This window comes from Ensifer sp. ENS06 (genome assembly GCF_014852205.1).
GTDB classification, from domain to species: domain Bacteria; phylum Pseudomonadota; class Alphaproteobacteria; order Rhizobiales; family Rhizobiaceae; genus Ensifer; species Ensifer adhaerens.
This window is the reverse complement of the sequence record NZ_JACVBC010000002.1, coordinates 781485-803893: the sequence shown is the minus strand read 5'-3', so window position 1 is coordinate 803893 and position 22409 is coordinate 781485. Positions and strand designations below refer to the sequence as shown.

The following is a 22409-nucleotide window of genomic DNA, read 5'->3' as shown; positions in this document are numbered from 1 at the left end:
AACGATGGTGAGTTCCGAGACCGGAATATACGATCTGTTCGTCGTCGGCGGCGGCGTCAATGGTGCGGGCATCGCGCGCGATGCGGCCGGGCGCGGGCTCTCGGTGCTGTTGTGCGAAAAGGACGACCTGGCGCAGGGCACCAGCTCGCGCTCCGGCAAGCTGGTGCATGGCGGCCTGCGTTATCTCGAATATTACGAGTTCCGGCTGGTGCGCGAGGCGCTGATCGAGCGCGAGGTGCTTTTGGAGTCTGCGCCGCACATCATCTGGCCGATGCGCTTCGTGCTGCCGCATAACCCTCAGGACCGCCCGGCCTGGCTCGTCCGGCTCGGGCTGTTCCTCTACGACCATCTCGGCGGGCGCAAACGCCTGCCGGGCACCCGCAGCCTCAACCTTGCGACGGCACCCGAGGGCGCGCCGATCAAGCGCGATTATCGCAAAGCGTTCGAATATTCCGACTGTTGGGTCGATGACGCGCGCCTCGTGGTGCTCAACGCGCTCGATGCCACCGCTCGTGGCGCCCGGGTGTTGACCCGGACCGCCTGCAGCGCGATCCGAAGGCGGGACGGGCTCTGGTTTATCGAGATGACCGACACGCGCACCGGCGCCAAGACCGAGGCGAGGGCGCGCTGTGTCGTCAACACCGCCGGTCCGTGGGTCAACGACGTCATCGGCCGGATCGGGGGCCTGAACTCCAGCCGCAGCGTGCGCCTCGTCAAGGGCAGCCACATCGTCGTGCCGAAATTCTGGGAGGGGCGGCAGGCCTATCTGGTGCAGAACCCGGACAAGCGGGTCATCTTCATCAATCCCTACCAGAACGACCTGGCGCTGATCGGCACGACGGATATCCCCTACGAAGGCCGTCCGGAGGACGTGACCGCCGACGGCAACGAGATCGCCTATCTCTTGAAATCGGTGAACCGCTACTTCAAGCAGCAGCTGACATCAGACGACATCGTCTACAGCTTCTCCGGCGTACGACCGCTCTATGACGACAATGCCGAAAACCCCTCGGCCGTCACCCGTGACTATATTTTCGAGGTCGATGCGACTGACAACCAGGCGCCGTTGCTCTCGGTCTTCGGTGGCAAGATCACCACTTTCCGCAAGCTTTCCGAACATGCGCTGGAGCGGCTGAAGCCGTTTTTCCCCAAGATGGGGCCGGCCTGGACGGCGAAGGCGCATCTGCCGGGCGGCGACATGGCGGCGGCCGATTTTGATCTGTTCCTGGGTGAGTTGAAGGCGCGCTATCGCTGGTTGCCATCGGATCTCGCCAAACACTATGCGCGGCTCTATGGCACCCGCACGCATGCGCTGCTTGCCGGCGCTACATCGCTTGATGATCTCGGCCCGGCTTTCGGTTCGCTCTTTCGCGAGCGCGAGGCGCGTTTCCTCATCGAAAACGAATGGGCGCTGACGGCGGACGACATTCTCGACCGGCGCACCAAGCATGGCCTGCACATGACGCCGGCCGAGCGGCAGGCCTTTACTCATTGGCTGGACCGCCAGCAGGCCGCGGCCTGAAGGAGAACGGATGCGAAGTCTGGAATTCGAAGCGCTTCTCGATCTTTCGGCCCGCGTCGGGGCGGATCCGCTGCTGGTGCAGGGGGCGGGCGGCAATACCTCGATCAAGGAGGGCGGTACGCTCTGGATCAAGGCCTCGGGCCTGTGGCTGGCGCATGCGCGCCAGCGCGACGTCATGGTGCCGGTGGCACTCGAGCCCTTGCTCAATGCGTTGGAAGCGAACGACCCGGCAACCGAGAAGGCGCAGGATTTCGTGATAACCGAGCGCAACCCTTCGGGCCTGCGCCCCTCGATCGAAACCACCGTGCATGCGCTGATGCCGCAGAAGGTGGTGGTGCATGTGCACTGCGTCGAGACGATCGCGACGGCGGTGCAGACCAACGGTGCGGCGATCACTGCTGAGCGGCTTGCCGGCTACCCCCATGTTTTCGTGCCCTATGCCCGCCCGGGCCTGCCGCTTGCAAGAGCAATCGCTGAGCGGATGCAGGACAACACGTCGGTTCTGATCCTCGGCAATCACGGCCTGGTCGTCGCCGCTGAAACCGTGGTCGACGCGGCGATCCTGCTCACCGACATTACCCGCCGCCTGACCGGCACGCGTCGGCAGGCGCTGGCCGCCGATCTCGCGTCGCTCGGTCGGCTTGCGGTCGACAGCGATTACCGGCTGCCGGAGGACATTGCCCTGCATTCGGTTGCCGCCGATCTCGACAGTTGCCGGCTTGCTGCCGGCGGCAGTCTCTATCCCGATCATGTCATCTTCCTCGGCAAGGGGGTGGCGGTCGCCGCGCCCGGCGAGACCGCCCTTTCGATCGAGACGAAGCGGCGTGCGACCGGCGACAGCCTGCCACCCTTGCTGCTCTTCCCGGGCAAGGGCGTGCTCGTGCAGAAGGAGATTTCTGCCGGTGCCTTCGCCATGGCGCGGTGCCTTGCCGACGTGACGGCGCGCATTCCGGCGGACGCACGGCTTCGCTACCTGACCGAGGCGGAGAATGCCGAGCTTCTCGGCTGGGACGCCGAGAAATACCGCCAGCAGCTCAACCGCGCCGGACAGGTGCTGCAATGAGCGGCGACAATCGCAAGCTGGTCGTCGGCATCGACCTTGGCACCTCGGGCGCCCGTGCGGTCGCGATGGCGGCGGATGGCACGATCGTGGCATCGGGTGCAGCGAAGCTCTCGGCTTTTTCTGCGGATCACCGCGATCCGATCGGCTGGTGGAAGGCCGTGCAGGCGGCGCTCGAAGAAGCGCTTGGGGGTACCGACAGGCAGAAGGTCGTTGCACTTTCGATCGACGGTACATCAGGCACGATGCTGCCGGTCGATCATGCGGGCGCGCCGTTGGCAACGCCTATGATGTACAACGACCCGGTTGCCGACCGCGCACCGCTCGATGCGGTCTCTGCCCATGCGCCGCGCGAAAGTGCGGCCCATGGCGCCACATCCGGCCTTGCCAAGCTTCTCGCTTTCCAGACTGTGCCGGGCGTGTTCCGGGTGATCCATCAGGCCGATTGGCTTGCCGGGCATTTCACCGGGCTCTACGATGTTTCCGACGAGAACAATGCGTTGAAGACCGGCTACGATCCCGTGTCGCGGTCCTGGCCGGATTGGATGGAAAAGACCGGCGCCCGCGTCGAACTGCTGCCGGATGTGCTGCCGGCTGGTGCGCCGATCGCGACGATCTCGCCGGAAGCGGCCGGAGCCTTCGGGCTTTCAAGCGAGGTGGTGGTCGTTGCCGGCACCACGGACGGATGCGCCTCGTTTCTCGCCACTGGCGCCGATCGACCGGGCGACGGCGTCAGCGCGCTCGGCACGACGCTGACAGTGAAGATGCTGTCCGACCGTCCGCTGTTTGCGCCGGAATACGGGCTCTACAGTCACCGCATCGGCGAGATGTGGCTCGCCGGCGGGGCGTCCAATACGGGCGGGGTGGTGCTGGCCGAGCATTTCTCGCCGGAGCGGATCGCTGCACTTTCGGCCGGGATCGATCCGGCCGTCGACACCGGGCTCGACTACTATCCGCTGGTGAAGCCCGGCGAGCGCTTCCCAATCGCCGATCCGGATTTCGCCCCGCGCATGAGCCCGCGGCCGGCCGATGACGCGACCTTCCTCAAGGCAATCTTCGAGGGCATCGCCGGCGTCGAGAGCCTCGCCTATCAGCGGCTGGCGTCGCTTGGCGGACCGGGGCTCCGATCGCTTCGCAGTGTCGGCGGCGGCGCCAAGAACGCGGCCTGGAGCGCGATCCGGGCGCGCAAGCTCGGCGTGCCGTTCCTGCCCGTCCTGTCCGAGGAGGCGGCGGCCGGCACGGCACGGCTGGCGCTGGCCGGTGCCAGAAAGGCTGGTGTGCTGTGACGTTTGCTCAAACGACTGCGATCGCGGGACTTGGCGAGATTGCCGATCGCTACGACGCCTTCCTGATCGATCAGTTCGGCGTGCTGCGCGATGGCCGCGGGCCCTATCCGGGTGCGGCCGAAACGCTGGTCAAGCTGAAGGATGCGGGAAAGCGCATCATCATCCTCTCGAATTCCGGCAAGCGCTCGGCGGAAAACGACCGTCGCCTCGTCGATCTCGGTTTCGTCGCGGGGAGCTGGGATTGGTTCCTGACCTCGGGCGAGGTCGCCTGGCAGATTCTCAGGCGGGAAGGCGAGGGTGCCGCCGGTAGGCGGCGCAAGTGCCTGCTGATCAGTCGCGACGGTGACCTCTCGCCGCTGACGGGGTTAGACCTCGAACGCACGACCAGTGGTGCCGATGCCGATTTCGTGCTGCTCGCCGCGAGCGAGGGTGATGTCCATCCGCTTTCCCACTACGAGGCGCTTTTGGCGCCGGCCGCCAGACGCGGCGTGCCCTGCCTGTGCACCAATCCGGACAAGGTGATGCTGACCATGGAAGGTACCGCCTTCGGCGCCGGGCGTATCGCCGAGCTCTACGAAGAGCTTGGCGGCAGTGTGCGCTGGATCGGCAAGCCCTTTGCCGACATCTATGCAGCCGCGCTGGAATTCCTCGGCCATCCGGATCCGACGCGTGTCTGCGCGATCGGCGACAGCATCGAGCATGACATTGCCGGTGCCGCGAGCGCGGGACTTCACTCGATACTGGTGACGACGGGGATCCTGGAACGCGCCTCGGACGCGGAGCGCCGCAAGCTCTTTGCCGAACACGGCGCCAACCCCGATTTCATCCTTCCGAAATTTCTCTGGTAGCCGGGAGTAAGGTCGTGGCCTTCACGCTGTCGCTCAACACCAATCCGCTGGTCAACCGCTTCGCCGAGCCTGACGACCTGATCGACACGATCGCCGAGAAGATCCGCATCGGCTACGTCCAGCTCACCCACGAGTTCGTCAATCCCGGCTGGCCGGCGGCAACGATCGCCAAGACCGTCAGGCAGTTTCGTCGGGCGCTCGACCGTACCGGCGTGAAGATCACCTCCGGCATGACCGGCCCCTATGGTCGGCTCAATCATTTCGGCCATCCGGACCCGGATGTCAGGCGCTACTATGTCGACTGGTTCAAGACCTTCGCCGATATCTCCGCCGAACTTGGCGCCTCGGGCATGGGCACGCAGTTCGCGATCTTCACGCTTCGCGATTACGACGACCCGTCGCGGCGCGAGGCGATGATGCGGATCGCCATCGATTGCTGGCGCGAAGTTGCCGAGCACGGCAAGGCGGCGGGGCTCTCCTATGTCTTCTGGGAGCCGATGTCGGTCGGGCGCGAGTTCGGCCACACGATCGAGGAATGCCGTGCGCTCGACCGGCGGCTCGCCGAAGCCCATTTGCCGATCCCGATGAAGATGATGGTCGATATCGACCACGGCGACGTCACCTCCGACAACCCCAACGACATCGATCCCTATGCCTGGGCGGCGGCGTTCCCTGCGCGCTCGCCGATCATCCACATCAAGCAATCCTCGATGAACAAGGGCGGTCATTGGCCGTTCACCGCCGCCTATAACCGCGACGGCCGCATCACGCCGGAGAAGCTGATCGGCGCGGTCAAGGCCGGTGGCGGCACCGACAACGAGATCTGCCTGGAGCTTTCCTTCCGCGAACGCGAGCCGACGGACCACAACGTCGTCGAGATGATCCGGGAGTCGGTCGAATTCTGGGAGCCGCATATCGATACGGGCTTCAATCGCACAGAAAAATCACACTGAAAGATCACAAAATCACGTTAGATAAATTGAAATATCACAAATAAGTGTTATCTTCTCACGGTGAGTGTGGCCGAGGCTGCGCGGGATCGGGACCGAGACGATGAAGCCGGAAGACAGGCGACAGGCGATCATGGATGTGCTGATGGAGGCCGGAACGGCCTCCATCGAAGACCTCTCCTTGCGCTTCGGCGTCAGCAAGATGACAGTGCATCGCGACCTCGACGACCTCGAGCAGGCGGGCCTCTTGCGCAAGGTCCATGGCGGCGCCTCGATCCAGTCGAGCCCGCAATTCGAAAGCGATTTCCGCTACCGCGAAAAGATCGCCATCTCCGAAAAGCGGCGGATCGCCGAACATGCGGCGAGCCTGATCGAGCCGGGGCAGAGCATCCTCATCGACGACAGTTCGACCACCGGCGCGATCGCCGATTGCATCCGCGACATCCGGCCGCTGACGGTCATCACCAACAATCTCGGCGTGATCACCAGCCTCTCGGGTGCTGCGGGCATCAACGTCATCGCGCTCGGCGGTCAGTACAGCAAGAAGTTCAACGGCTTCTTCGGCATCGTCACCGACGAGGCGCTGCGGTCGCTGCGCGTCGATATCGCCTTTCTCTCCAGTTCTGCCATCGAAGGCACCACGGCCTTCCACCAGGACCAGGAGGTGGTGCAGGCCAAGCGCCTGATGGTGAAGGCGGCCAAGCGCAAATACCTCTTAGTGGACCACGACAAATTCGGGCGCTCTGCGCTCCATTTCCTGACCGGGCTCGATTCCTTCGACGCGGTGCTGACCGGCGCTGAAGTTTCGGCCGAACATGCCGCACCGCTCGAAGAGGCAGGCATCCGGCTGGTCAGGATCGACAATCTCAAGGAGAAAGCATGAGCAAGTCAGGCCTTTGGGTCGGCACCAGCTGGAAGATGAACAAGACGCTTGCCGAGGCGATGGTCTTTGCCGACGGCCTGGCGGCTGCCGACGCTTCGCGCGACCACCGCATCCAGCGCTTCGTCATTCCGCCGTTCACGGCGGTGCGCGAGGTCAAGGCGCGACTTTCGGGCACCAGCGTCAAGGTCGGCGCGCAGAACATGCATTGGGACGATGCCGGCGCCTGGACCGGCGAGGTGTCGCCGCCGATGCTTGCGGATTGCAACCTCGATGTGGTCGAGCTCGGCCACAGCGAGCGGCGCGAGCATTTCGGCGAGACCGACCGCACCGTCGGCCTGAAGACGGCAGCCGCCGTGCGCCATGGTCTGGTGCCGCTGATCTGCATCGGCGAGACGCTTTCCGAGCGCGAAGCGGGCGAGGCGGATCAGGTGCTGAAGCGCCAGGTCGAAGGCGCGCTGGCACTTCTCGAAGGCGCGGCGAAGAAGGCGACGATCCTGCTGGCCTACGAGCCGGTCTGGGCGATCGGCGTCAACGGCATTCCGGCGACGGCTGGCTATGCCGACGAGCGCCACAAGCGCATCGCAGAGGTGGCGGAAGCCGCCCTCGGCCGTCGCGTGCCGGTGCTCTACGGCGGCAGCGTCAACCCCGGCAATTGCGAAGAACTGATCACCCAGGCGCATATCGACGGCCTTTTCATCGGCCGCTCCGCCTGGGACGTCACTGGCTATCTCGACATTCTGCAGCGTGTCGCCAAGGCGATCTGAGCCCCCGGCCGTTGCAGCTCAAGAAGAACGAAAGGAACAATCATGAAGATTGCAATCGGAGCCGACAGCGCCGGCAAGCCCCTGCTGGATGTCATTGCCGCCCATCTCGGTGGCCGCAGCGACGTGGAAGTCGTGGATCTCAGCCAGTCCGGCTTCTATGCGGACCTCGCACAGAACCTGGCGCAGCAGGTTGTCGAGGGCAAGCATGACCGCGGCATCCTGTTCTGCGGTACCGGCATCGGTGTATGCATCTCGGCCAACAAGGTGCCGGGCATCCGCGCGGCGCTGACGCACGACACCTATTCGGCCGAGCGGGCCGCCAAGTCGAACAACGCCCAGATCATCACCATGGGCGCCCGCGTCATCGGTCCGGAGCTGGCAAAGTCGATCGTCGACACCTGGCTCGCGTCCGAGTTCGACCCGAACGGCTCTTCGGCCGGCAATGTCGAGGCGATCAATCGCCTGGATGCCGCAAGAGCCGGTTGAGGAAAGGGGCGGGCGGCTTGCCGTCTGCATCCGGTTCCCGGTTCAAGCCCTACCTTATCTCGCGATGCCGTTGATCCTCCCTCAGGCATTGTGACGACACGCCCGGCAGCGATGCCGGGCGTTTTCATGTCCGGTCTCCCGCTTCGCCTTGACGAAGCTTCTGCAAATATTTGAATATTCTTGCGGATCGTCAATTGAAGGGCGTCGCCGCATGAGTGAAACCACCCCGACCGAGCCGCATCAAAGCGCGCACCACCATGTGGCGCGCATGAGCGGCCGCGACACGCATGAACATCACAGGACGGCGACGACGCTCGAACTCTTGTTCGACCTGACCTTCGTCATCGCCTTTAGCCTGGCGGCTTCGCAGCTTGCTCATTTCCTGGCCGAAGGGCACTTCTTTTCCGGCCTCTTCGGCTTCGCGCTTGCGACCTTCTCCATCTGCTGGGCCTGGATCAATTTCAGCTGGTTTGCCTCCGCCTACGACACGGACGACTGGGTATTCCGCATCGTCACCATGGTGCAGATGGTCGGCGTGCTGATCCTTGCGATCGGCCTGCCGCCGATGTTCGAGTCGATCGACAAGGGTGAGCATCTCGACAACGGCATCATGGTGCTCGGCTATGTCGTCATGCGGGTGGCAATGCTCTTCCAATGGCTGCGCGCCAGCCGGCAGGACCCGGCCCGACGGGATGCCTGCATGGCCTACGTCAAAGCAATCAGCCTCGCCCAGCTCGGCTGGGTCGTTCTGATCTTCTTCGATTTCTCGCTGCTGGTGACCTTCGTCATGGTCGTGGGGCTGACGGCGATCGAGATGCTCGGCCCCTATGTCGCCGAGATGCGCTACGGCGGAACGCCCTGGCATGCCCATCACATCGCCGAGCGCTACGGGCTGCTCGCGATCATCGCGCTTGGGGAAGGGGTGGTCGGCACGGTCGCCTCAATCTCCGCCGTGGTCGAAGGGCAGGGCTGGAACCTCGATGTCGCGCTCGTCTGCCTCGCCGGTACGGGGCTCACCTTCGGCATGTGGTGGATCTATTTTCTGCTGCCGAGCGCCGAGATCCTGCACCGGCACCGTCAAAAACGCTCCTTCGTCTGGGGCTACGGCCACATGCCGATCTTCGCCTCGATCGTGGCGACTGGCGCCGGCCTGCATGTGGCGGCCTATTACATCGAGCACAAGGCGCATATCGGCTCGGTCGCAACGGTGCTGACCGTTGCGGTGCCCGTCGCGTGCTACATCGGGCTGCTCTATGCGATGTACGCCTATCTTATGCAGCAGGTGGAGCGGTTGCATCTCTGGCTGCTCGCGGGCACGGCAGTGGTGCTGGCCGCGTCAGTGGTCGCGGCCATGGCCGGGCTCGACATGGCCAAGTGCCTGATCATCCTGATGCTCGCGCCCGTCGTCACCATCGTCGGCTACGAGGTGGCGGGGCACCGGCACCGCGTGGCGGCACTGGATCGCAGCCTGCGCAAGAACGAGGCTGCGCATTGATTTTGCGAGCCGAAACAGCGCGTTGCCGGCTCAAGCTGGTGAGCCGATTCAGGTGGTTCAGAGGTTGATTCAAGCGCAGCGTTCGGCGCTGTTCGCCCCTGCCGCTGCCCCCTCACGCTAACCTTCTCCCCGCGGCGGGGAGAGGGAACGAGAACGCAAGCTGCCTCGGAGTTTGTGATGGACCCGGGTGGAAGGCCGTTCTCGGTAGCCCCGGGGAGAGAGTTTGCGCGACAAGGGTGCCGCTTGTGTCCTTCTCCCCGCCCGCGGGGAGAAGGTGGCCGGCAGGGCGGATGAGGGGCATTCCCCTCACCGGGCGGATGAGGGGCAAGCCTTCACCGGGCGGATGAGGGGCGAGCCAACCTCAACCGCATCTCGCGGATCAGGCGTTGACCAGCGCCAGCTTGGCGCGGGCGTCGAGGATCTGGGCGCAGGCGTTGGCCGCCTCAGTACCCTTGGTAACAAAGTGCTCGCGGAAGAAGGCGATCAGCGGTTCGCTTTCTTGGAAATTGTGCGGCGTCAGTACGGCGGAAAGCACCGGCACATTGGTGTCGAGTTGCACGCGCATCATGCCGTCGAGCACGGTGCCGGCGACGAAATCGTGGCGGTAGATGCCGCCGTCGACGACGAAGGCGGTGCCGAGGATCGCGGCATAGCGGCCGGTCTTGGCCAGCGTCTGCGCATGCAGCGGGATTTCGAGCGCGCCGGGTACGTCGAAGATCTCGACGTCGGCTGCCGAGCCGCCAAGCTTCGTCCATTGCGTGACGAAGGCATCGACGCAGCGGTCGACGATATCGGCATGCCAGCGGGCACGAACGATCGCGATCTTGGCGGCGGGGTGGGAAAGAATGGTCATGGTCTCAAGCCTTTCAGGGTTTGGCGTTTCCAATGATCCCGTCGGGCGAACATGCATGCGCGCGAGGTCCCGTCGCGGGGACCCACGTTGCTGCTTGCTCTCTTCCATCCGGACTGTGACCGTCGGCTCCGGAATCTGACCGGATCTGCTGACCCCCAGGGTGAAACCCTGAGGCGCTCGCGGGCTTCGGCCTTTCGGCCGCTACCGCCGGTGGGGAATTTCACCCCGCCCTGAGAACAACGCGACTATATAGCGCGACCGCGCGCGGTCAAACGCACGGTGCGACGAAAATGCCAGAAATCACGACAGATTTTTCCAGTGTTTGGAGCCATCGGAAGAAATCGTTCCGATCCGCTTACTCGCGGATGACCAAGAGGTCCTTGGCGGCAAAGCGCAGCGTGACGTTGTCGCCGGAAACCGGCGGGGCCACACCCGGATTGTTGAACATGTCGAAGGAGATGACGTCGCCGCCGACGCGAAGGCGCGTGCGGATGACCGAGCCGAGGAAGCTCGTCGAGACGACCTCGCCGGCAAGCGACGTGTCGCCCGTGGCGCCCTCGGCGATCGAGCCCGCTTCGGGACGAAGCGCCAGCGAAATGCTGTCGCCGCCCTTCATGCCGGCAATCGGATCCTTCAGCGCGATCTGCTGGTTGCCGATCGTGACGGCACCCGCGGCCGGGTCCGCGACCTTGCCTTCGATGATGCTGAGCGTGCCGACGAAGGAGGCGACGAAACGCGTTGACGGCGTGTTGTAGATCTCGAAGGGGGTGCCGATCTGGTCGGCGCGGCCGGCATTCATGACGACGATGCGATCGGAGATCGACAGCGCTTCTTCCTGGTCATGGGTCACGAACACGGTGGTGATGCCGAGCTGTTGCTGGATCTGCCGGATTTCCTCGCGCAGCGACACGCGGATCTTGGCGTCGAGCGCCGACAGCGGCTCGTCGAGCAGCAGCACCTGCGGCTTGACCGCAATGGCGCGGGCAAGCGCAACGCGCTGCTGCTGGCCGCCGGAGAGCTGGTAGGGGAAGCGGTCCGCCAGGTGCTCGAGCTTGATCAGCCCGAGCATCTGCTTCACCCTCGCGTCGATCTCCGACTTGTCTGTACCTGCGACCTTGAGGCCGAAGGCGACGTTGTCATGCACGTTCATGTTGGGAAACAGCGCATAGGCCTGGAACACCATGCCGATGTTGCGCTGGTTGGGCTTCAGCGAGTTCTGGTCGCGGCCGTTGATGACGATCTTGCCGCTGGTCGGGCTTTCGAAGCCGGCGATCATGCGCAGGACCGTGGTCTTGCCGCAGCCCGATGGTCCGAGGAACGAGACGAACTCGCCCTTTTCGATGTCCATGTTGAAATCGTGCACGACGTGAACCGGGCCGAAGGACTTCTTGATGCTGGTGAGTGACAGGAAACTCATGGGTGCGGTCCTCAGGCCTTAGGAGGCGCGCTTTTTTGAAAGCGCGAGACGAGCTGGATGAGGCCGAGGCAGCCCCAGGTGATGCCGAATGCAATGACGGCGAGTGCGGCCGGTTCATAGGCGCGGTTGGCGCCCAGGAGCTGCATGTAGGGGCCGAAAGCCGGGCGGTTGAGCAAGGCCGCCATGGTGAACTCGCCGATGACGATGGCAAAGGTCAGGAAGGCGCCCGAGAGCACGGCGACGAGCACGTTCGGCAGAATGATCTTGGCAAGGATCGTCGTCCATCCGGCGCCGAGGCTTTGGGCGGCCTCGGTCAAGGTGGCGACGTCGATGGTGCGAAGGCCCGTGTCGACTGCGCGGTACATGTAGGGTAGCGCAAGCGTCGCATAGCCGAACATCAGGAGGATGTTGGTGCCGGTGAGCGAGCCCGTCAACGGCAGCCAGCTCGAGGTGTTGTAGAGCCGGATGTAGCCGAAGACGATGACGATCGCTGGGATGACCAGCGGCAGCAGCGTGATGAACTCGATGACGGGGCGCAGCCGCGGCAGCTTGAGGCGGACCCAGTAGGCTGTCGGCACGACGAGGAGAACACCGAAGAGGATGGTGAACAAGGCCTGCAGCACCGAATAGGTGAAGGTCTCCTGGAAGCGCGGGTCGGCGAAGACCTTCTGGTAAGCGTCGAAGGAGTATTCGCCGCGGCGCATCTTCAAGGAGAAGTTGGTCATGCCGATGAGCGGCAGGGTGAAATAGAGGAGGCCGAAAACGAGGGCTCCCCAGGCCCAGATCTTCTTCATTTCAGCCACCTTTCGCTGCGGCTGCGCAGCCAGATGTAGATCGCGTTGGCGATACCGGTGACGACGATCATGCCGAAGGCGAGCGCGTAACCGAGATGCGGGTTGCCGAGCACGTCGCCGCGGATCTGAGCAAAGAGCAGGATCGGCACGATCGAGAGCGACGAGCCGGTGAGTGCGATCGCGGTCGCAACGGCGCCGAAGGCATTGGCGAACAGCAGCGCCAGCGTGCCGAGCAGCGACGGAAGCAGGATCGGGAAGGCGACCATGCGCCAGTATTGCAGGCCGGTGGCGCCGAGGATCTCGGCGGCCTCGCGCCATTCGCGCTTCAGGCCGTCGAGTGCCGGCGTGATGATCAGGATCATCAGCGGGATCTGGAAGAACAGATAGGTGACCGTCAGCCCCCAGAAGGACAGCAGGTTGAAGCCGAGCATCCGGAGGTCGAGCCCGAAGTTCGAGCGCAGGAAGACGGTGACGATGCCGACAGGTCCAAGCGTTGCGAGAAAGGCAAAAGCGAGCGGCACGCCGGCGAAGTTGGAGGCGACGCCCGAGAAGGTTAGAAGCGGTCCGCGGATCCCCTTCGGCAAGCCGCCGAAGACGATGGCGGACGCCATGGCAAAGCCGATCAGGCAGCCGAGAAGTGCGGAGGCGATGCTGATCTTGATGGAGATCCAGTAGGCAGCCAGGATCGAGGGCGTGAACAGGCCGCGGATGTTGTCGAGCGTGAAGCTGCCATCGGGCGTCTGAAACGCGCCGACCACGATCTTCATCGTCGGCAAAAGCAGGAACAGCGTCACGAAGGCGGCAAAGGGAAGAATGCCCAGCCAGTGAAGCGGTAGGCGACGCGCCGGCGGGCTGGCGTCGGGTTTAGCAGATGACATTCCGTTCGCGCCCCTGAAGCCGCGTTTTCCACGCGGGCGTTATCGATTGTTGCAAGCAAGAAGCGGGAAACCGACGAAGCCGCGCACGGCTACCGGATCTCGCTCCAAGGACTTGAATTTCTTACGAATAACCTATGCGCCCCGACCGGAAAACCGGTCGGGGCGACATGTCTGTGGAAAGGCTTACTGAACGTTCGCGCCGACGACGGAATCCCAGCCGCCGGTGACGGCAGCCTTGTTGGCGTCGACTTCTTCGAGCGTCGGGAAGTAGGCCTTCTCGTAAGCGGCTGCCGGCGGCAGGGCGTCGATCAGCTCCTGCGGAACCTTGCCGGCCTTGACCATGGCGTTGAAGCGGGTCGGGTGGCAGAAGCCCTTGAGCCAGCCGAGCTGACCTTCGTCGGAGTAGAGGTGCTCCATCCACAGCTTCGCTGCGTTCGGGTGCGGCGCGTAGGCCGAGATGCCCTGAACGTAGACGCCGGCGAGAACGCCGCTGGCCGGAACGACGACTTCGGTCGGCGGGTTGCCGTTGAGCGTCTTTGCCCAGCCGAGCGCGTTGTAGTCCCAGGCAACGACGATCGGGGTCGAGCCCTGGGCGAGCGTGCCCGACTTGCCGATAACCGGAACGAAGTTGCCGGCCTTGTTCAGTTCGGCGAAGTAGCCGAGACCAGCTTCACCGGCTTCCTTGCCCGACTTCGCACCCTTGGCGAGACCGGCGGCGAGAACGCCGAGGATCGCCTGGTTCGAGGCGCGCGGGTCACCGGCGAGAGCGACCTGACCGGCATAATCCGGCTTCAGGAGGTCAGCCCAGTCCTTCGGAGCTTCCTTGACGAGGTCCTTGTTTACCAGGAACGACATGACGCCGTAGTAGTCGCCGTACCAGTAGCCTTCGGCGTCCTTGACGCTGTCCGGGATCTCGTCCCAGGTGGAGACCTTGTAGGGCTGCAGCAGGCCTTCGGCCTTCATCTGCGGGCCGAAGGCGAGACCGACGTCGACGACGTCAGGAGCCTGCGGGCCCTTGTTGTCCTTGTTGGCCTTGACGGCTTCGACTTCGTCGGCCGAGCCTGCGTCCGGGTTCAGTTCGTTGACCTGGATTTCCGGATACTTGGCCTTGAAGGAAGCGATGACGTCGCCGTAGCCGCACCAGTCGTGGGGCAGGGCGACGGTCGTCAGCATGCCTTCCTTCTTGGCGGCTTCGATGAGCTCGGCGCTCGGTTCGGCAGCGGCGATTGCCGTCGTCGCCAGGAAAATGGCGGTGGAGAGCGAAAGCAGGCGTTGGGTTTTTGAAATCACTGGAGTTCTCCTTATGGGTTTAGTCAAATTCGTGGGGTTTCAGTCGATTTCGGCGAAGCTGTTAAAGAGATGCGATGAAAGTAATGTGACAGGGGTTTATCCGTTCGCGCCGCGTATGTCGTTGGAAGAACATTTCTTTTTTGGCTTCGGCGGGCCACTGTCGCATAACTGCATGAAATCCTGTGAACGTGTCGGCGAATTCTCCTAGACCGGTTTGCGAAAGATGCGGGTGGAATCGAACAGGCCCTCGAGCGTCTTCATCCGATCCCGGGTTTCGTCCCAGTTCGAACTCTGAACGGCCTCGATCAGGGCCTCGATCAAGAACAGGATGACGACGGAGCTGTCCCAGGCGGACGGCACCTCGATCTGCGAGCGAAACACCCTTGAGGCGGACTTGGCGACCGGTGAACTCCAGCGATCGGTAAAAAGGATGATCTCGACACCCCGCTCGCGGGCGGATTTGGCAAGCGTCACCATCTCCTGCTCGTAGCGGCGAATGTCGAAGAGAATCAGCACGTCGCCCTGGCGCATGTCGAGCACATAGTGCGGCCAGGCGCTGGCATTGGTGGCGATTTCGGTGACCCCCGGCCGAATGACCTGAAGGTGGGTGAAGAGATAATCGGCGAGCGAGCGGGTGATGCGGCCGCCGAGCAGATAGATGCTGCGCTTACGGTCGGCGATCAGCGCAGCCGCCTCGTCGAATTCCTGCGGCTCGATCTGGGTCAGCGTCTCGCGCAGATTGCTGGTGATCGCGTCGGCAAAGCGGTTGAGCGTGTGGGTGCCGGGCGCATTAGCAGCCCAGCGGTCGTGCTTGGTGATCGGATTGGAAATCGTCGCTTCCAATTCCTGATGCAGCCTTGCCTGGAAATCCGGAAAACCGCGGAAACCGAGCTTCTGCACCATGCGGGCGACCGTCGGTGTCGAAACGCCGGCGTTCTCGGCAACCGTGGTGATCGAACCGAGTCCCGAAACGGGATAATTGTCGAGAAGCGTCTCTGCCAATTGCTTCTCCGCGCGGGTCAGCACGGTGAAGTGGGCGTTGATCACATCCGACACGGTGGTGGACGTCGCCTTGCTGCTCAAATTGTCTCCCCTGAACCGATCTTAAGCCGGTTTGTGACAGATTAAACATCGCTGTCACAATTGGAGTCAATCGCAATTTTGAAGAGATCGTTTCAGATTTTGATTGACATGCGTCATCCTCTGAAGAATTCTTTTCATTAACGAACGTCTAACGGGGCAAGAGGGGATGCCGGTGTTGACGCGACTTTTGACCGAAGCAGATGGCGATCCGGTTGCGATCGAGAACGCCGCAGGCAAGGGCGATATTGTGCTCGTCTGCGAGCATGCCTCGCGCCTCGTTCCCGAACGGCTGGGCACGCTTGGCCTCAGCGAGCAGGCGCTCGAAAGTCATATTGCCTGGGACCCGGGTGCGCTTGCGGTTGCCAAGCTGCTCGCAACAAAGCTCGACGGGTCCCTGATCTACCAGCGCTTCTCCCGCCTTGCCTATGACTGCAACCGACCGCCGGAAGCGGACGCGGCGATGCCTGCTGTCAGCGAGGTCTACGAGATCCCGGGAAACCGAACGATGTCGGCCGACGAGCGCCAGGCGCGGGTCGACGAGATCTATCGGCCGTTCCACGATGCCGTCGCCCGGTTCGTATCCGATCGCAAGGCAGCGGGGCGCCCGCCTGTTCTCGTGACGATGCACAGTTTCACGCCCGTCTATTTCGGCAAGCCGCGCGCCGTCGAAGTCGGCGTGCTTCACGATGCCGACAGCCGGCTGGCCGACCATATGCTCGCGACCGCCACCAAGGGGCAGGTTGCCTACGACATCCGGCGCAACGAGCCCTATGGGCCGGCCGACGGCGTTACCCATAGCCTGATCGAATATGGCGTCCACAACGGACTGCCGAATGTGATGATCGAGATCCGCAACGATCTCATTCGCAATGACATCGGCCAAAGGGTCATGGCCGATTACCTGGAAGGGCTACTGCGCAAAGGCGCTGCGGCTGTTTCAGCACAATAAAAGACCCTGGGGAGCGGCGTTGCCGCGGTCCTGTTCCGGCCAACCGGGGCAGGTGGTTGATGGGACCCTGCCGCAATGGGGCGGTGTGGTCTGAAGAAATCAGGGGAAGAAAAATGTCGGACTACAGTGATTCAGACAAAAAGCAGGACATGAGCGTCCTGCACTCGATGGGCTATGCCCAGGAGCTCGAGCGGCGCATGAGCCAGTTCTCGAACTTCGCGGTGTCGTTCTCGATCATCTGCATTCTTTCGGGCGGCATCAACTCGCTCGCCCAGGCGACCGCCGGCGCGGGGGGCGCCGCGATCGGCATCGGTTGGCCGCTTGGCTGCTTCATCTCCTTGGTTTTCGCCGTTGCCATGGCACAGATCAGCTCGGCCTATCCAACGGCGGGTGGCCTCTATCACTGGGGTTCGATCCTCGGCAACCGCTTCACCGGCTGGCTGACAGCATGGTTCAACCTGCTCGGTCTCGTCACCGTTCTCGGTGCGATCAACGTCGGCACCTATTATTTCTTCATGGGTTCCTTCGGCACGCCCTATTTCGGCCTCGCCGATACGACGCTGACGCGCATCGTCTTCCTGGCCATCATCACCGGCGGGCAGGCGCTGGTAAACCACATGGGCATCGGGCTGACAGCCAAGCTCACCGACTTTTCGGGCTACCTGATCTTCGCGACGTCGATCCTGCTGGCGCTCGTGTGCCTGGTCGCAGCCGACAGCTACGACATCGCCCGTCTCTTCACCTTCTCCAACTATTCCGGTGAAGCCGGCGGCAACGTGTGGCCTCAGACCTCGGGCACCTGGGTGTTCCTACTCGGCCTGCTCCTGCCGATCTACACGATCACCGGCTATGACGCTTCGGCGCACACCTCCGAAGAGACGGTCAAAGCCGCCCATTCGGTGCCGCGTGGCATGGTCTCGTCGGTGCTCTGGTCGGCGCTTTTCGGCTATATCATGCTGTGCTCGTTCGTGCTGATGATCCCGAACATGGACGAAGCCGCCAAGCAGGGCTGGAACGTGTTCTTCTGGGCAATGGATGCGCAGGTGCACCCCATCATCAAGGACATCCTCTATCTCGCCATCCTCGTCAGCCAGTGGCTGTGCGGCCTGGCAACGGTGACCTCGGTGTCGCGCATGATCTTCGCGTTTTCGCGTGACGGCGGCCTGCCGGCCTCCAAGGCGCTTGCCAAGGTGAGCCCGACCTACCGCACGCCGGTTGCCGCGATCTGGATCGGCTCGATCCTGTCGGTCCTGTTCGTCTGGGGCTCGTCGCTGGTCTCGATCGGCGAGACGCCGGTCTACACCATCGTCGTTTCGTGCACGGTCATCTTCCTGTTCTTCTCCTTCGCGATCCCGATCACCCTCGGCCTGTTCGCCTGGGGCACTTCGAAGTGGGACAAGATGGGTCCGTGGAACCTCGGCGAGAGCATGTTCAAGCTGTTCGCGGTGCTCTCGATCATCGCCATGGTGCTGATCTTCATCCTCGGCGTGCAGCCGCCGAACGACTGGGCACTCTACATCACCGTGGGCTTCCTGGTGCTGACCGGCGCTGTCTGGTTCGGCTTCGAGAGCCGCCGCTTCCGCGGCCCGCCGATCGGTGACGAAGTGGCACGCCGCCAGGCAGAGATCGCCGCTGCAGAGAAGGCCGTCGGCCAGATCTGATCAACGACAAAAGGGCGGAAGCGCGACCGCGACTTCCGCCTTTTCTTTGGGGCCGGACGAAATCGAAAACAATGTGCGCGGCTTCCGGCCCGCACTCCGCGCCAGACAATTCGAGCTGATCACGTTCACGCGGCCAAAAAATATCGTGACCTCAAGGGAACGGCCGCGTGACAAAACATGGGATGGAAGTTGATGAGCTATACGTTTGACGAGTTGAAGGAAGACGTCGCCGCCGGCCGCATCGATACGGTGCTCGCCTGCCAGGTCGACATGCAAGGCCGGCTGATGGGCAAGCGCTTCCACGCGCAGTTCTTCGTCGATGGCGCCTGGAAGGAAACGCATAGCTGCAACTACCTGCTGGCGACCGACATGGAGATGGAGACCGTTCCCGGCTACAAGGCGACAAGCTGGGAAAAAGGCTACGGCGACTATACGATGAAGCCGGACCTTTCGACGCTTCGCCGCATCCCCTGGCTCGAAGGCACGGCGCTGGTTCTCTGCGACATGCTCGACCATCACACCCATGAGGAAGTGCCGCATTCGCCGCGGGCGATCCTGAAGAAGCAGGTGGCGCGTCTCGAGAAGATGGGCCTCAAGGCCTATATGGCGAGCGAGCTCGAATTCTTCCTCTTCGACCAGTCCTATGACGACGCCCGCCAGTCCGGCTATCGCGATCTGCAGCTCGTCAGCGGCTACAACGAGGACTACCACATCTTCCAGACGACCAAGGAAGAGGACGTGATGCGGGCGATCCGCAATGGTCTCCAGGGCGCAGACATTCCGGTCGAGAATTCCAAGGGTGAGGCGTCGGCCGGCCAGGAAGAGATCAACGTACGCTATGCCGACGCGCTGACGATGGCCGACCGGCATGCGATCATCAAGAACGGTTGCAAGGAAATCGCCTGGTCGCGCGGCAAGGCCATCACCTTCCTCGCAAAGTGGAACTATGCGGCCGCCGGTTCGTCCTCGCATATCCACCAGTCGCTCTGGAGCGCGGACGGCAAGTCGTCGAAGTTCTACGACGAGAGCGGCAAATACGGCATGTCCGAGATGATGCGCCATTACGTGGCCGGGCTTCTGACCCATGCGAGCGAGATCACCTATTTCCTCGCCCCCTACATCAACTCCTACAAGCGCTTCATGGCCGGTACCTTCGCGCCGACCAAGGCGGTCTGGAGCAAGGACAATCGCACGGCCGGCTACCGTCTCTGCGGCGAAGACACCAAGGCGATCCGTATCGAATGCCGCGTCGGCGGCTCCGATCTCAATCCCTATCTCGCTTTCGCCGCTTTGATCGCGGCGGGCATTTCCGGTATCGAAAACAAGATGGAACTGGAGGCGCCCTTTGTCGGCGACGCCTATGGCGGCAAGGACGTGCGCGAGATCCCGCGCACGCTTCGCGATGCGACGGCCGCGCTGACGGAATCGAAGATGCTGCGCGCCGCCTTCGGCGACGAGGTCATCGAGCACTATGCGCGGGCGGGGCGCTGGGAGCAGGAAGAATATGATCGCCGCGTCACCGACTGGGAGGTCGCACGCGGTTTCGAACGGGCCTGACCCGCGACATAATCATTCACAAGGATGGCCGTTCCTGACCGGAGCGGCCATCGCATCATTCGCAATGAAAGCAGGAAGACGATCATGAGCATGATCAAGTGCATTTCGCCGGTGAACGGCGAGGTCTACGCAGAACGCCCGGCGATGCCGCTCGACATGGCAAAGCAGGTGGTTTCCCGCGCCCGCCAGGCGCAGAAGACCTGGGCGCGCCGTCCGCTCGACGAGCGCGTCAATCTGGTTCTGGCCGGTGTCGCGCGCCTCAACGAGATGGTCGACGAAGTCGTGCCGGAGCTTGCCTGGCAGATGGGCCGGCCGGTGCGCTACGGCGGCGAGTTCAAGGGATTCAACGAGCGCTCGAACTATGTCGCGACGATCGCCGCCGATGCGCTGAAGCCGCTGGTGATCGAAGAGAGCGACCGCTTCGAGCGCCGCATCGCCCGCGAGCCGCACGGTGTCGTCTTCGTCGTTGCACCTTGGAACTACCCTTACATGACCGCGATCAACACGGTCGCGCCGGCGCTGATGGCCGGCAACACGGTCATCATCAAACATGCGAGCCAGACGATCCTCGTCGGCGAGCGCATGGTGCGCGCCTTCGTCGAGGCCGGCGTTCCCGCCGACGTCTTCCAGAACATCTTCCTCGACCACGAAACAACGGCGGCGCTGATTGCGGCCAGGAGCTTCGACTTCGTCAACTTCACCGGTTCGGTCGAAGGCGGGCGTTCGATCGAACGGGCGGCGGCCGGTACCTTTACCGGTCTCGGTCTCGAACTCGGCGGCAAGGATCCGGGCTACGTCATGGACGACGCGGATCTCGACGCGGCCGTCGACACGCTGATGGACGGCGCCACCTACAATTCCGGCCAGTGCTGCTGCGGCATCGAGCGCATCTACGTGCACGAAAAGCTCTACGACGCCTTCGTCGAGAAGTCGGTCGCCTGGGTTTCCAACTACAAGCTCGGCAATCCGCTCGATCCGGAAACGACGCTGGGGCCGATGGCCAACAAGCGTTTTGCTGCCACCGTGCGCGAGCAGATCGCCGACGCCGTTGCCAAGGGCGCCAAGGCTCTGATCGACCCGAAGCTTTTCCCTGCCGACGACGGCGGCGCCTATCTCGCGCCGCAGATCCTCGTAAATGTCGACCACTCCATGGCCTTCATGCGCGAAGAGACCTTCGGCCCTGCCGTCGGCATCATGAAGGTGAAGAGCGACAGCCAGGCGATCGAGTTGATGAACGATAGCCAGTATGGCCTTACCGCATCGCTCTGGACCAGGGATGCCGAGCGTGCCGCGCGCATCGGCGCCGACATCGAGACTGGCACGGTGTTCATGAACCGCGCCGACTATCTCGACCCGGCGCTTTGCTGGACCGGCGTCAAGGAAACCGGCCGCGGCGGCTCGCTTTCGGTCATCGGCTTCCAGAACCTCACCCGTCCGAAATCCTATCATCTGAAGAAAGTCACCGCATGACCATCACCGCCAACTGGAGCTATCCGACGTCCATCAAGTTCGGTGCCGGCCGGATCAAGGAGCTTGCCGACCATTGCAAGGCGGTCGGCATGAAGAAGCCGCTGCTGATTACCGATCGGGGCCTCGCGCCGATGGCGATTACGCAAAATGCGCTCGATATCCTCGAGGCCGCCGGCCTCGGCCGCGCGATCTTTGCCGACGTCGATCCGAACCCGAACGACATCAATCTCGCCGCCGGCGTGAAGGCGTTCAAGGATGGAGGCCACGACGGCGTCGTCGCGTTCGGCGGCGGCTCTGGCCTCGACCTCGGCAAGTGCGTCGCCTTCATGGCCGGGCAGAGCCGCCCGGTCTGGGACTTCGAGGATATCGGTGACTGGTGGACGCGGGCGAGCGTCGAAGGCATTGCACCGATCATTGCCGTGCCCACCACCGCCGGCACCGGCTCTGAAGTCGGCCGCGCCAGCGTCATCACCAATTCGGCAAGCCACGTGAAAAAGGTGATCTTCCATCCGAAGTTCCTACCGGCAGTCACGATCTGCGACCCGGAACTGACGGTCGGCATGCCCAAGGTGATCACGGCGGGCACCGGCATGGACGCCTTTGCCCATTGCCTGGAAGCCTATTCCTCGCCCTTCTATCACCCGATGTCTGCGGGCATTGCGCTTGAAGGCATGCGGCTGGTGAAGGAATACCTGCCGCGCGCCTACAAGGACGGCACCGACATCGAGGCGCGCGCCAACATGATGAGTGCGGCCGCCATGGGTGCCGTCGCGTTCCAGAAGGGCCTTGGCGCCATCCACTCGCTGTCGCATCCGGTGGGCGCGATCTACAACACCCACCACGGCATGACCAATGCGGTCGTGATGCCGCCGGTGCTGCGTTTCAACCGTCCGGCGATCGAGGACAGAATAGTGCGCGCTGCCGCCTATCTCGGCATTTCCGGTGGCTTCGACGGCTTCTACGACTACGTGCTGAAGTTGCGCGAGGAACTCGGCGTTCCGGACAAGCTCGCAGCCCTCGGCGTTGGCACCGACCGGATCGACGAAATGTCGGAGATGGCGATCGTCGACCCGACGGCCGGCGGCAACCCGGTCGAGTTGACGCTCGACGCCGCGAAGAAGCTCTTCCGCGAGTGCATCTGACCAATTCCCGACGCCTTTGCC

The 22409-nt window shown here is 63.4% G+C and carries 20 protein-coding genes and 1 riboswitch; of the genes, 14 read left to right on the top strand and 6 right to left on the bottom strand.

The window, feature by feature from the left end:
* The first annotated feature begins 4 nt into the window (after nt 1-4).
* The 9 genes from IB279_RS13090 (at nt 5) to IB279_RS13050 (ending at nt 9294) form a co-directional block, all read left to right on the top strand.
* Nucleotides 5-1522 carry a glycerol-3-phosphate dehydrogenase gene (locus IB279_RS13090; protein WP_112771132.1) on the top strand — a complete coding sequence of 506 codons (1518 nt, stop codon included), beginning with the start codon at nt 5-7 and terminating at the stop codon, nt 1520-1522.
* 10 nt (nt 1523-1532) lie between these two features.
* Nucleotides 1533-2585, top strand: coding sequence for a class II aldolase/adducin family protein (locus IB279_RS13085; protein ID WP_112771131.1), 1053 nt, complete (start codon nt 1533-1535; stop codon nt 2583-2585).
* On the top strand, nt 2582-3868 hold the full coding sequence (locus IB279_RS13080) for an FGGY-family carbohydrate kinase (RefSeq protein ID WP_112771130.1): 1287 nt from the start codon (nt 2582-2584) through the stop codon (nt 3866-3868). Before IB279_RS13085 ends, IB279_RS13080 begins: the two co-directional genes overlap by 4 nt.
* Nucleotides 3865-4716 carry a TIGR01459 family HAD-type hydrolase gene (locus IB279_RS13075; RefSeq protein WP_210338628.1) on the top strand — a complete coding sequence of 284 codons (852 nt, stop codon included), beginning with the start codon at nt 3865-3867 and terminating at the stop codon, nt 4714-4716. The genes IB279_RS13080 and IB279_RS13075 overlap by 4 nt, the downstream gene beginning before the upstream one ends.
* 14 nt (nt 4717-4730) lie before the next feature.
* Nucleotides 4731-5669: a sugar phosphate isomerase/epimerase gene (locus IB279_RS13070; protein ID WP_112771129.1), complete on the top strand. Its 939-nt coding sequence runs from the start codon at nt 4731-4733 to the stop codon at nt 5667-5669.
* A 100-nt stretch (nt 5670-5769) separates the two neighbouring features.
* Nucleotides 5770-6549, top strand: a complete 780-nt coding sequence (locus IB279_RS13065; RefSeq protein ID WP_112771206.1) for a DeoR/GlpR family DNA-binding transcription regulator — start codon at nt 5770-5772, stop codon at nt 6547-6549.
* On the top strand, nt 6546-7313 hold the full coding sequence (locus tag IB279_RS13060; protein WP_112771128.1) for a triose-phosphate isomerase: 768 nt from the start codon (nt 6546-6548) through the stop codon (nt 7311-7313). The genes IB279_RS13065 and IB279_RS13060 overlap by 4 nt, the downstream gene beginning before the upstream one ends.
* Before the next feature lie 42 nt (nt 7314-7355).
* Nucleotides 7356-7799, top strand: a complete 444-nt coding sequence (locus IB279_RS13055) for an RpiB/LacA/LacB family sugar-phosphate isomerase (protein ID WP_034792218.1) — start codon at nt 7356-7358, stop codon at nt 7797-7799.
* Between the two features lie 211 nt (nt 7800-8010).
* A complete protein-coding gene (locus IB279_RS13050; protein WP_112771127.1) occupies nt 8011-9294 on the top strand; it encodes a low temperature requirement protein A in 1284 nt (427 codons plus the stop codon).
* 379 nt (nt 9295-9673) lie between these two features.
* On the opposite strand, the gene IB279_RS13045 is transcribed toward IB279_RS13050, so the two are convergent.
* From IB279_RS13045 to IB279_RS13020, 6 genes are all read right to left on the bottom strand, one after another.
* Nucleotides 9674-10147: a 6,7-dimethyl-8-ribityllumazine synthase gene (locus IB279_RS13045; protein WP_060515900.1), complete on the bottom strand. Its 474-nt coding sequence runs from the start codon at nt 10145-10147 to the stop codon at nt 9674-9676.
* Nucleotides 10148-10239: 92 nt separating this feature from the next.
* A riboswitch (FMN riboswitch) is annotated at nt 10240-10389 on the bottom strand.
* Between the two features lie 113 nt (nt 10390-10502).
* A complete protein-coding gene (locus IB279_RS13040) occupies nt 10503-11564 on the bottom strand; it encodes an ABC transporter ATP-binding protein (protein WP_034792269.1) in 1062 nt (353 codons plus the stop codon).
* Nucleotides 11565-11575: 11 nt separating this feature from the next.
* Nucleotides 11576-12358 (bottom strand): ABC transporter permease, encoded by a 783-nt coding sequence (locus IB279_RS13035; RefSeq protein ID WP_034792271.1) that lies wholly within the window; start codon nt 12356-12358, stop codon nt 11576-11578.
* On the bottom strand, nt 12355-13236 hold the full coding sequence (locus IB279_RS13030) for an ABC transporter permease subunit (protein ID WP_034792273.1): 882 nt from the start codon (nt 13234-13236) through the stop codon (nt 12355-12357). The genes IB279_RS13035 and IB279_RS13030 overlap by 4 nt, the downstream gene beginning before the upstream one ends.
* 183 nt (nt 13237-13419) lie before the next feature.
* Nucleotides 13420-14526 (bottom strand): ABC transporter substrate-binding protein, encoded by a 1107-nt coding sequence (locus tag IB279_RS13025; RefSeq protein ID WP_060605561.1) that lies wholly within the window; start codon nt 14524-14526, stop codon nt 13420-13422.
* A 204-nt stretch (nt 14527-14730) separates the two neighbouring features.
* Nucleotides 14731-15609 carry a MurR/RpiR family transcriptional regulator gene (locus IB279_RS13020; protein WP_034792277.1) on the bottom strand — a complete coding sequence of 293 codons (879 nt, stop codon included), beginning with the start codon at nt 15607-15609 and terminating at the stop codon, nt 14731-14733.
* Between the two features lie 175 nt (nt 15610-15784).
* On the opposite strand from IB279_RS13020, the gene IB279_RS13015 reads away from it, so the two are divergent.
* The 5 genes from IB279_RS13015 (at nt 15785) to IB279_RS12995 (ending at nt 22388) form a co-directional block, all read left to right on the top strand.
* A complete protein-coding gene (locus IB279_RS13015; RefSeq protein ID WP_082566243.1) occupies nt 15785-16558 on the top strand; it encodes an N-formylglutamate amidohydrolase in 774 nt (257 codons plus the stop codon).
* A 113-nt stretch (nt 16559-16671) separates the two neighbouring features.
* A complete protein-coding gene (locus IB279_RS13010; RefSeq protein WP_034792285.1) occupies nt 16672-18219 on the top strand; it encodes an amino acid permease in 1548 nt (515 codons plus the stop codon).
* Nucleotides 18220-18411: 192 nt separating this feature from the next.
* The gene (locus tag IB279_RS13005; RefSeq protein ID WP_034792288.1) at nt 18412-19776 is read left to right on the top strand and encodes a glutamine synthetase family protein; all 1365 of its coding nucleotides are present in this window, start codon (nt 18412-18414) and stop codon (nt 19774-19776) included.
* Nucleotides 19777-19860: 84 nt separating this feature from the next.
* Nucleotides 19861-21246: an aldehyde dehydrogenase family protein gene (locus IB279_RS13000; RefSeq protein ID WP_112974989.1), complete on the top strand. Its 1386-nt coding sequence runs from the start codon at nt 19861-19863 to the stop codon at nt 21244-21246.
* Entirely contained in the window at nt 21243-22388 is a 1146-nt protein-coding gene (locus tag IB279_RS12995) for an iron-containing alcohol dehydrogenase (RefSeq protein ID WP_060515901.1), read from the top strand. The genes IB279_RS13000 and IB279_RS12995 overlap by 4 nt, the downstream gene beginning before the upstream one ends.
* Nucleotides 22389-22409: the final 21 nt, after the last annotated feature.

Coding starts and splice junctions, on each gene's coding strand:
- IB279_RS13090 (WP_112771132.1), top strand. CDS start 5: ATGGTGAGTTCCGAGACCGGAATATACGATCTGTTCGTCGTCGGCGGC.
- IB279_RS13085 (WP_112771131.1), top strand. CDS start 1,533: ATGCGAAGTCTGGAATTCGAAGCGCTTCTCGATCTTTCGGCCCGCGTC.
- IB279_RS13080 (WP_112771130.1), top strand. CDS start 2,582: ATGAGCGGCGACAATCGCAAGCTGGTCGTCGGCATCGACCTTGGCACC.
- IB279_RS13065 (WP_112771206.1), top strand. CDS start 5,770: ATGAAGCCGGAAGACAGGCGACAGGCGATCATGGATGTGCTGATGGAG.
- IB279_RS13060 (WP_112771128.1), top strand. CDS start 6,546: ATGAGCAAGTCAGGCCTTTGGGTCGGCACCAGCTGGAAGATGAACAAG.
- IB279_RS13055 (WP_034792218.1), top strand. CDS start 7,356: ATGAAGATTGCAATCGGAGCCGACAGCGCCGGCAAGCCCCTGCTGGAT.
- IB279_RS13050 (WP_112771127.1), top strand. CDS start 8,011: ATGAGTGAAACCACCCCGACCGAGCCGCATCAAAGCGCGCACCACCAT.
- IB279_RS13045 (WP_060515900.1), bottom strand. CDS start 10,147: ATGACCATTCTTTCCCACCCCGCCGCCAAGATCGCGATCGTTCGTGCC.
- IB279_RS13040 (WP_034792269.1), bottom strand. CDS start 11,564: ATGAGTTTCCTGTCACTCACCAGCATCAAGAAGTCCTTCGGCCCGGTT.
- IB279_RS13035 (WP_034792271.1), bottom strand. CDS start 12,358: ATGAAGAAGATCTGGGCCTGGGGAGCCCTCGTTTTCGGCCTCCTCTAT.
- IB279_RS13030 (WP_034792273.1), bottom strand. CDS start 13,236: ATGTCATCTGCTAAACCCGACGCCAGCCCGCCGGCGCGTCGCCTACCG.
- IB279_RS13010 (WP_034792285.1), top strand. CDS start 16,672: ATGTCGGACTACAGTGATTCAGACAAAAAGCAGGACATGAGCGTCCTG.
- IB279_RS13005 (WP_034792288.1), top strand. CDS start 18,412: ATGAGCTATACGTTTGACGAGTTGAAGGAAGACGTCGCCGCCGGCCGC.
- IB279_RS13000 (WP_112974989.1), top strand. CDS start 19,861: ATGAGCATGATCAAGTGCATTTCGCCGGTGAACGGCGAGGTCTACGCA.
- IB279_RS12995 (WP_060515901.1), top strand. CDS start 21,243: ATGACCATCACCGCCAACTGGAGCTATCCGACGTCCATCAAGTTCGGT.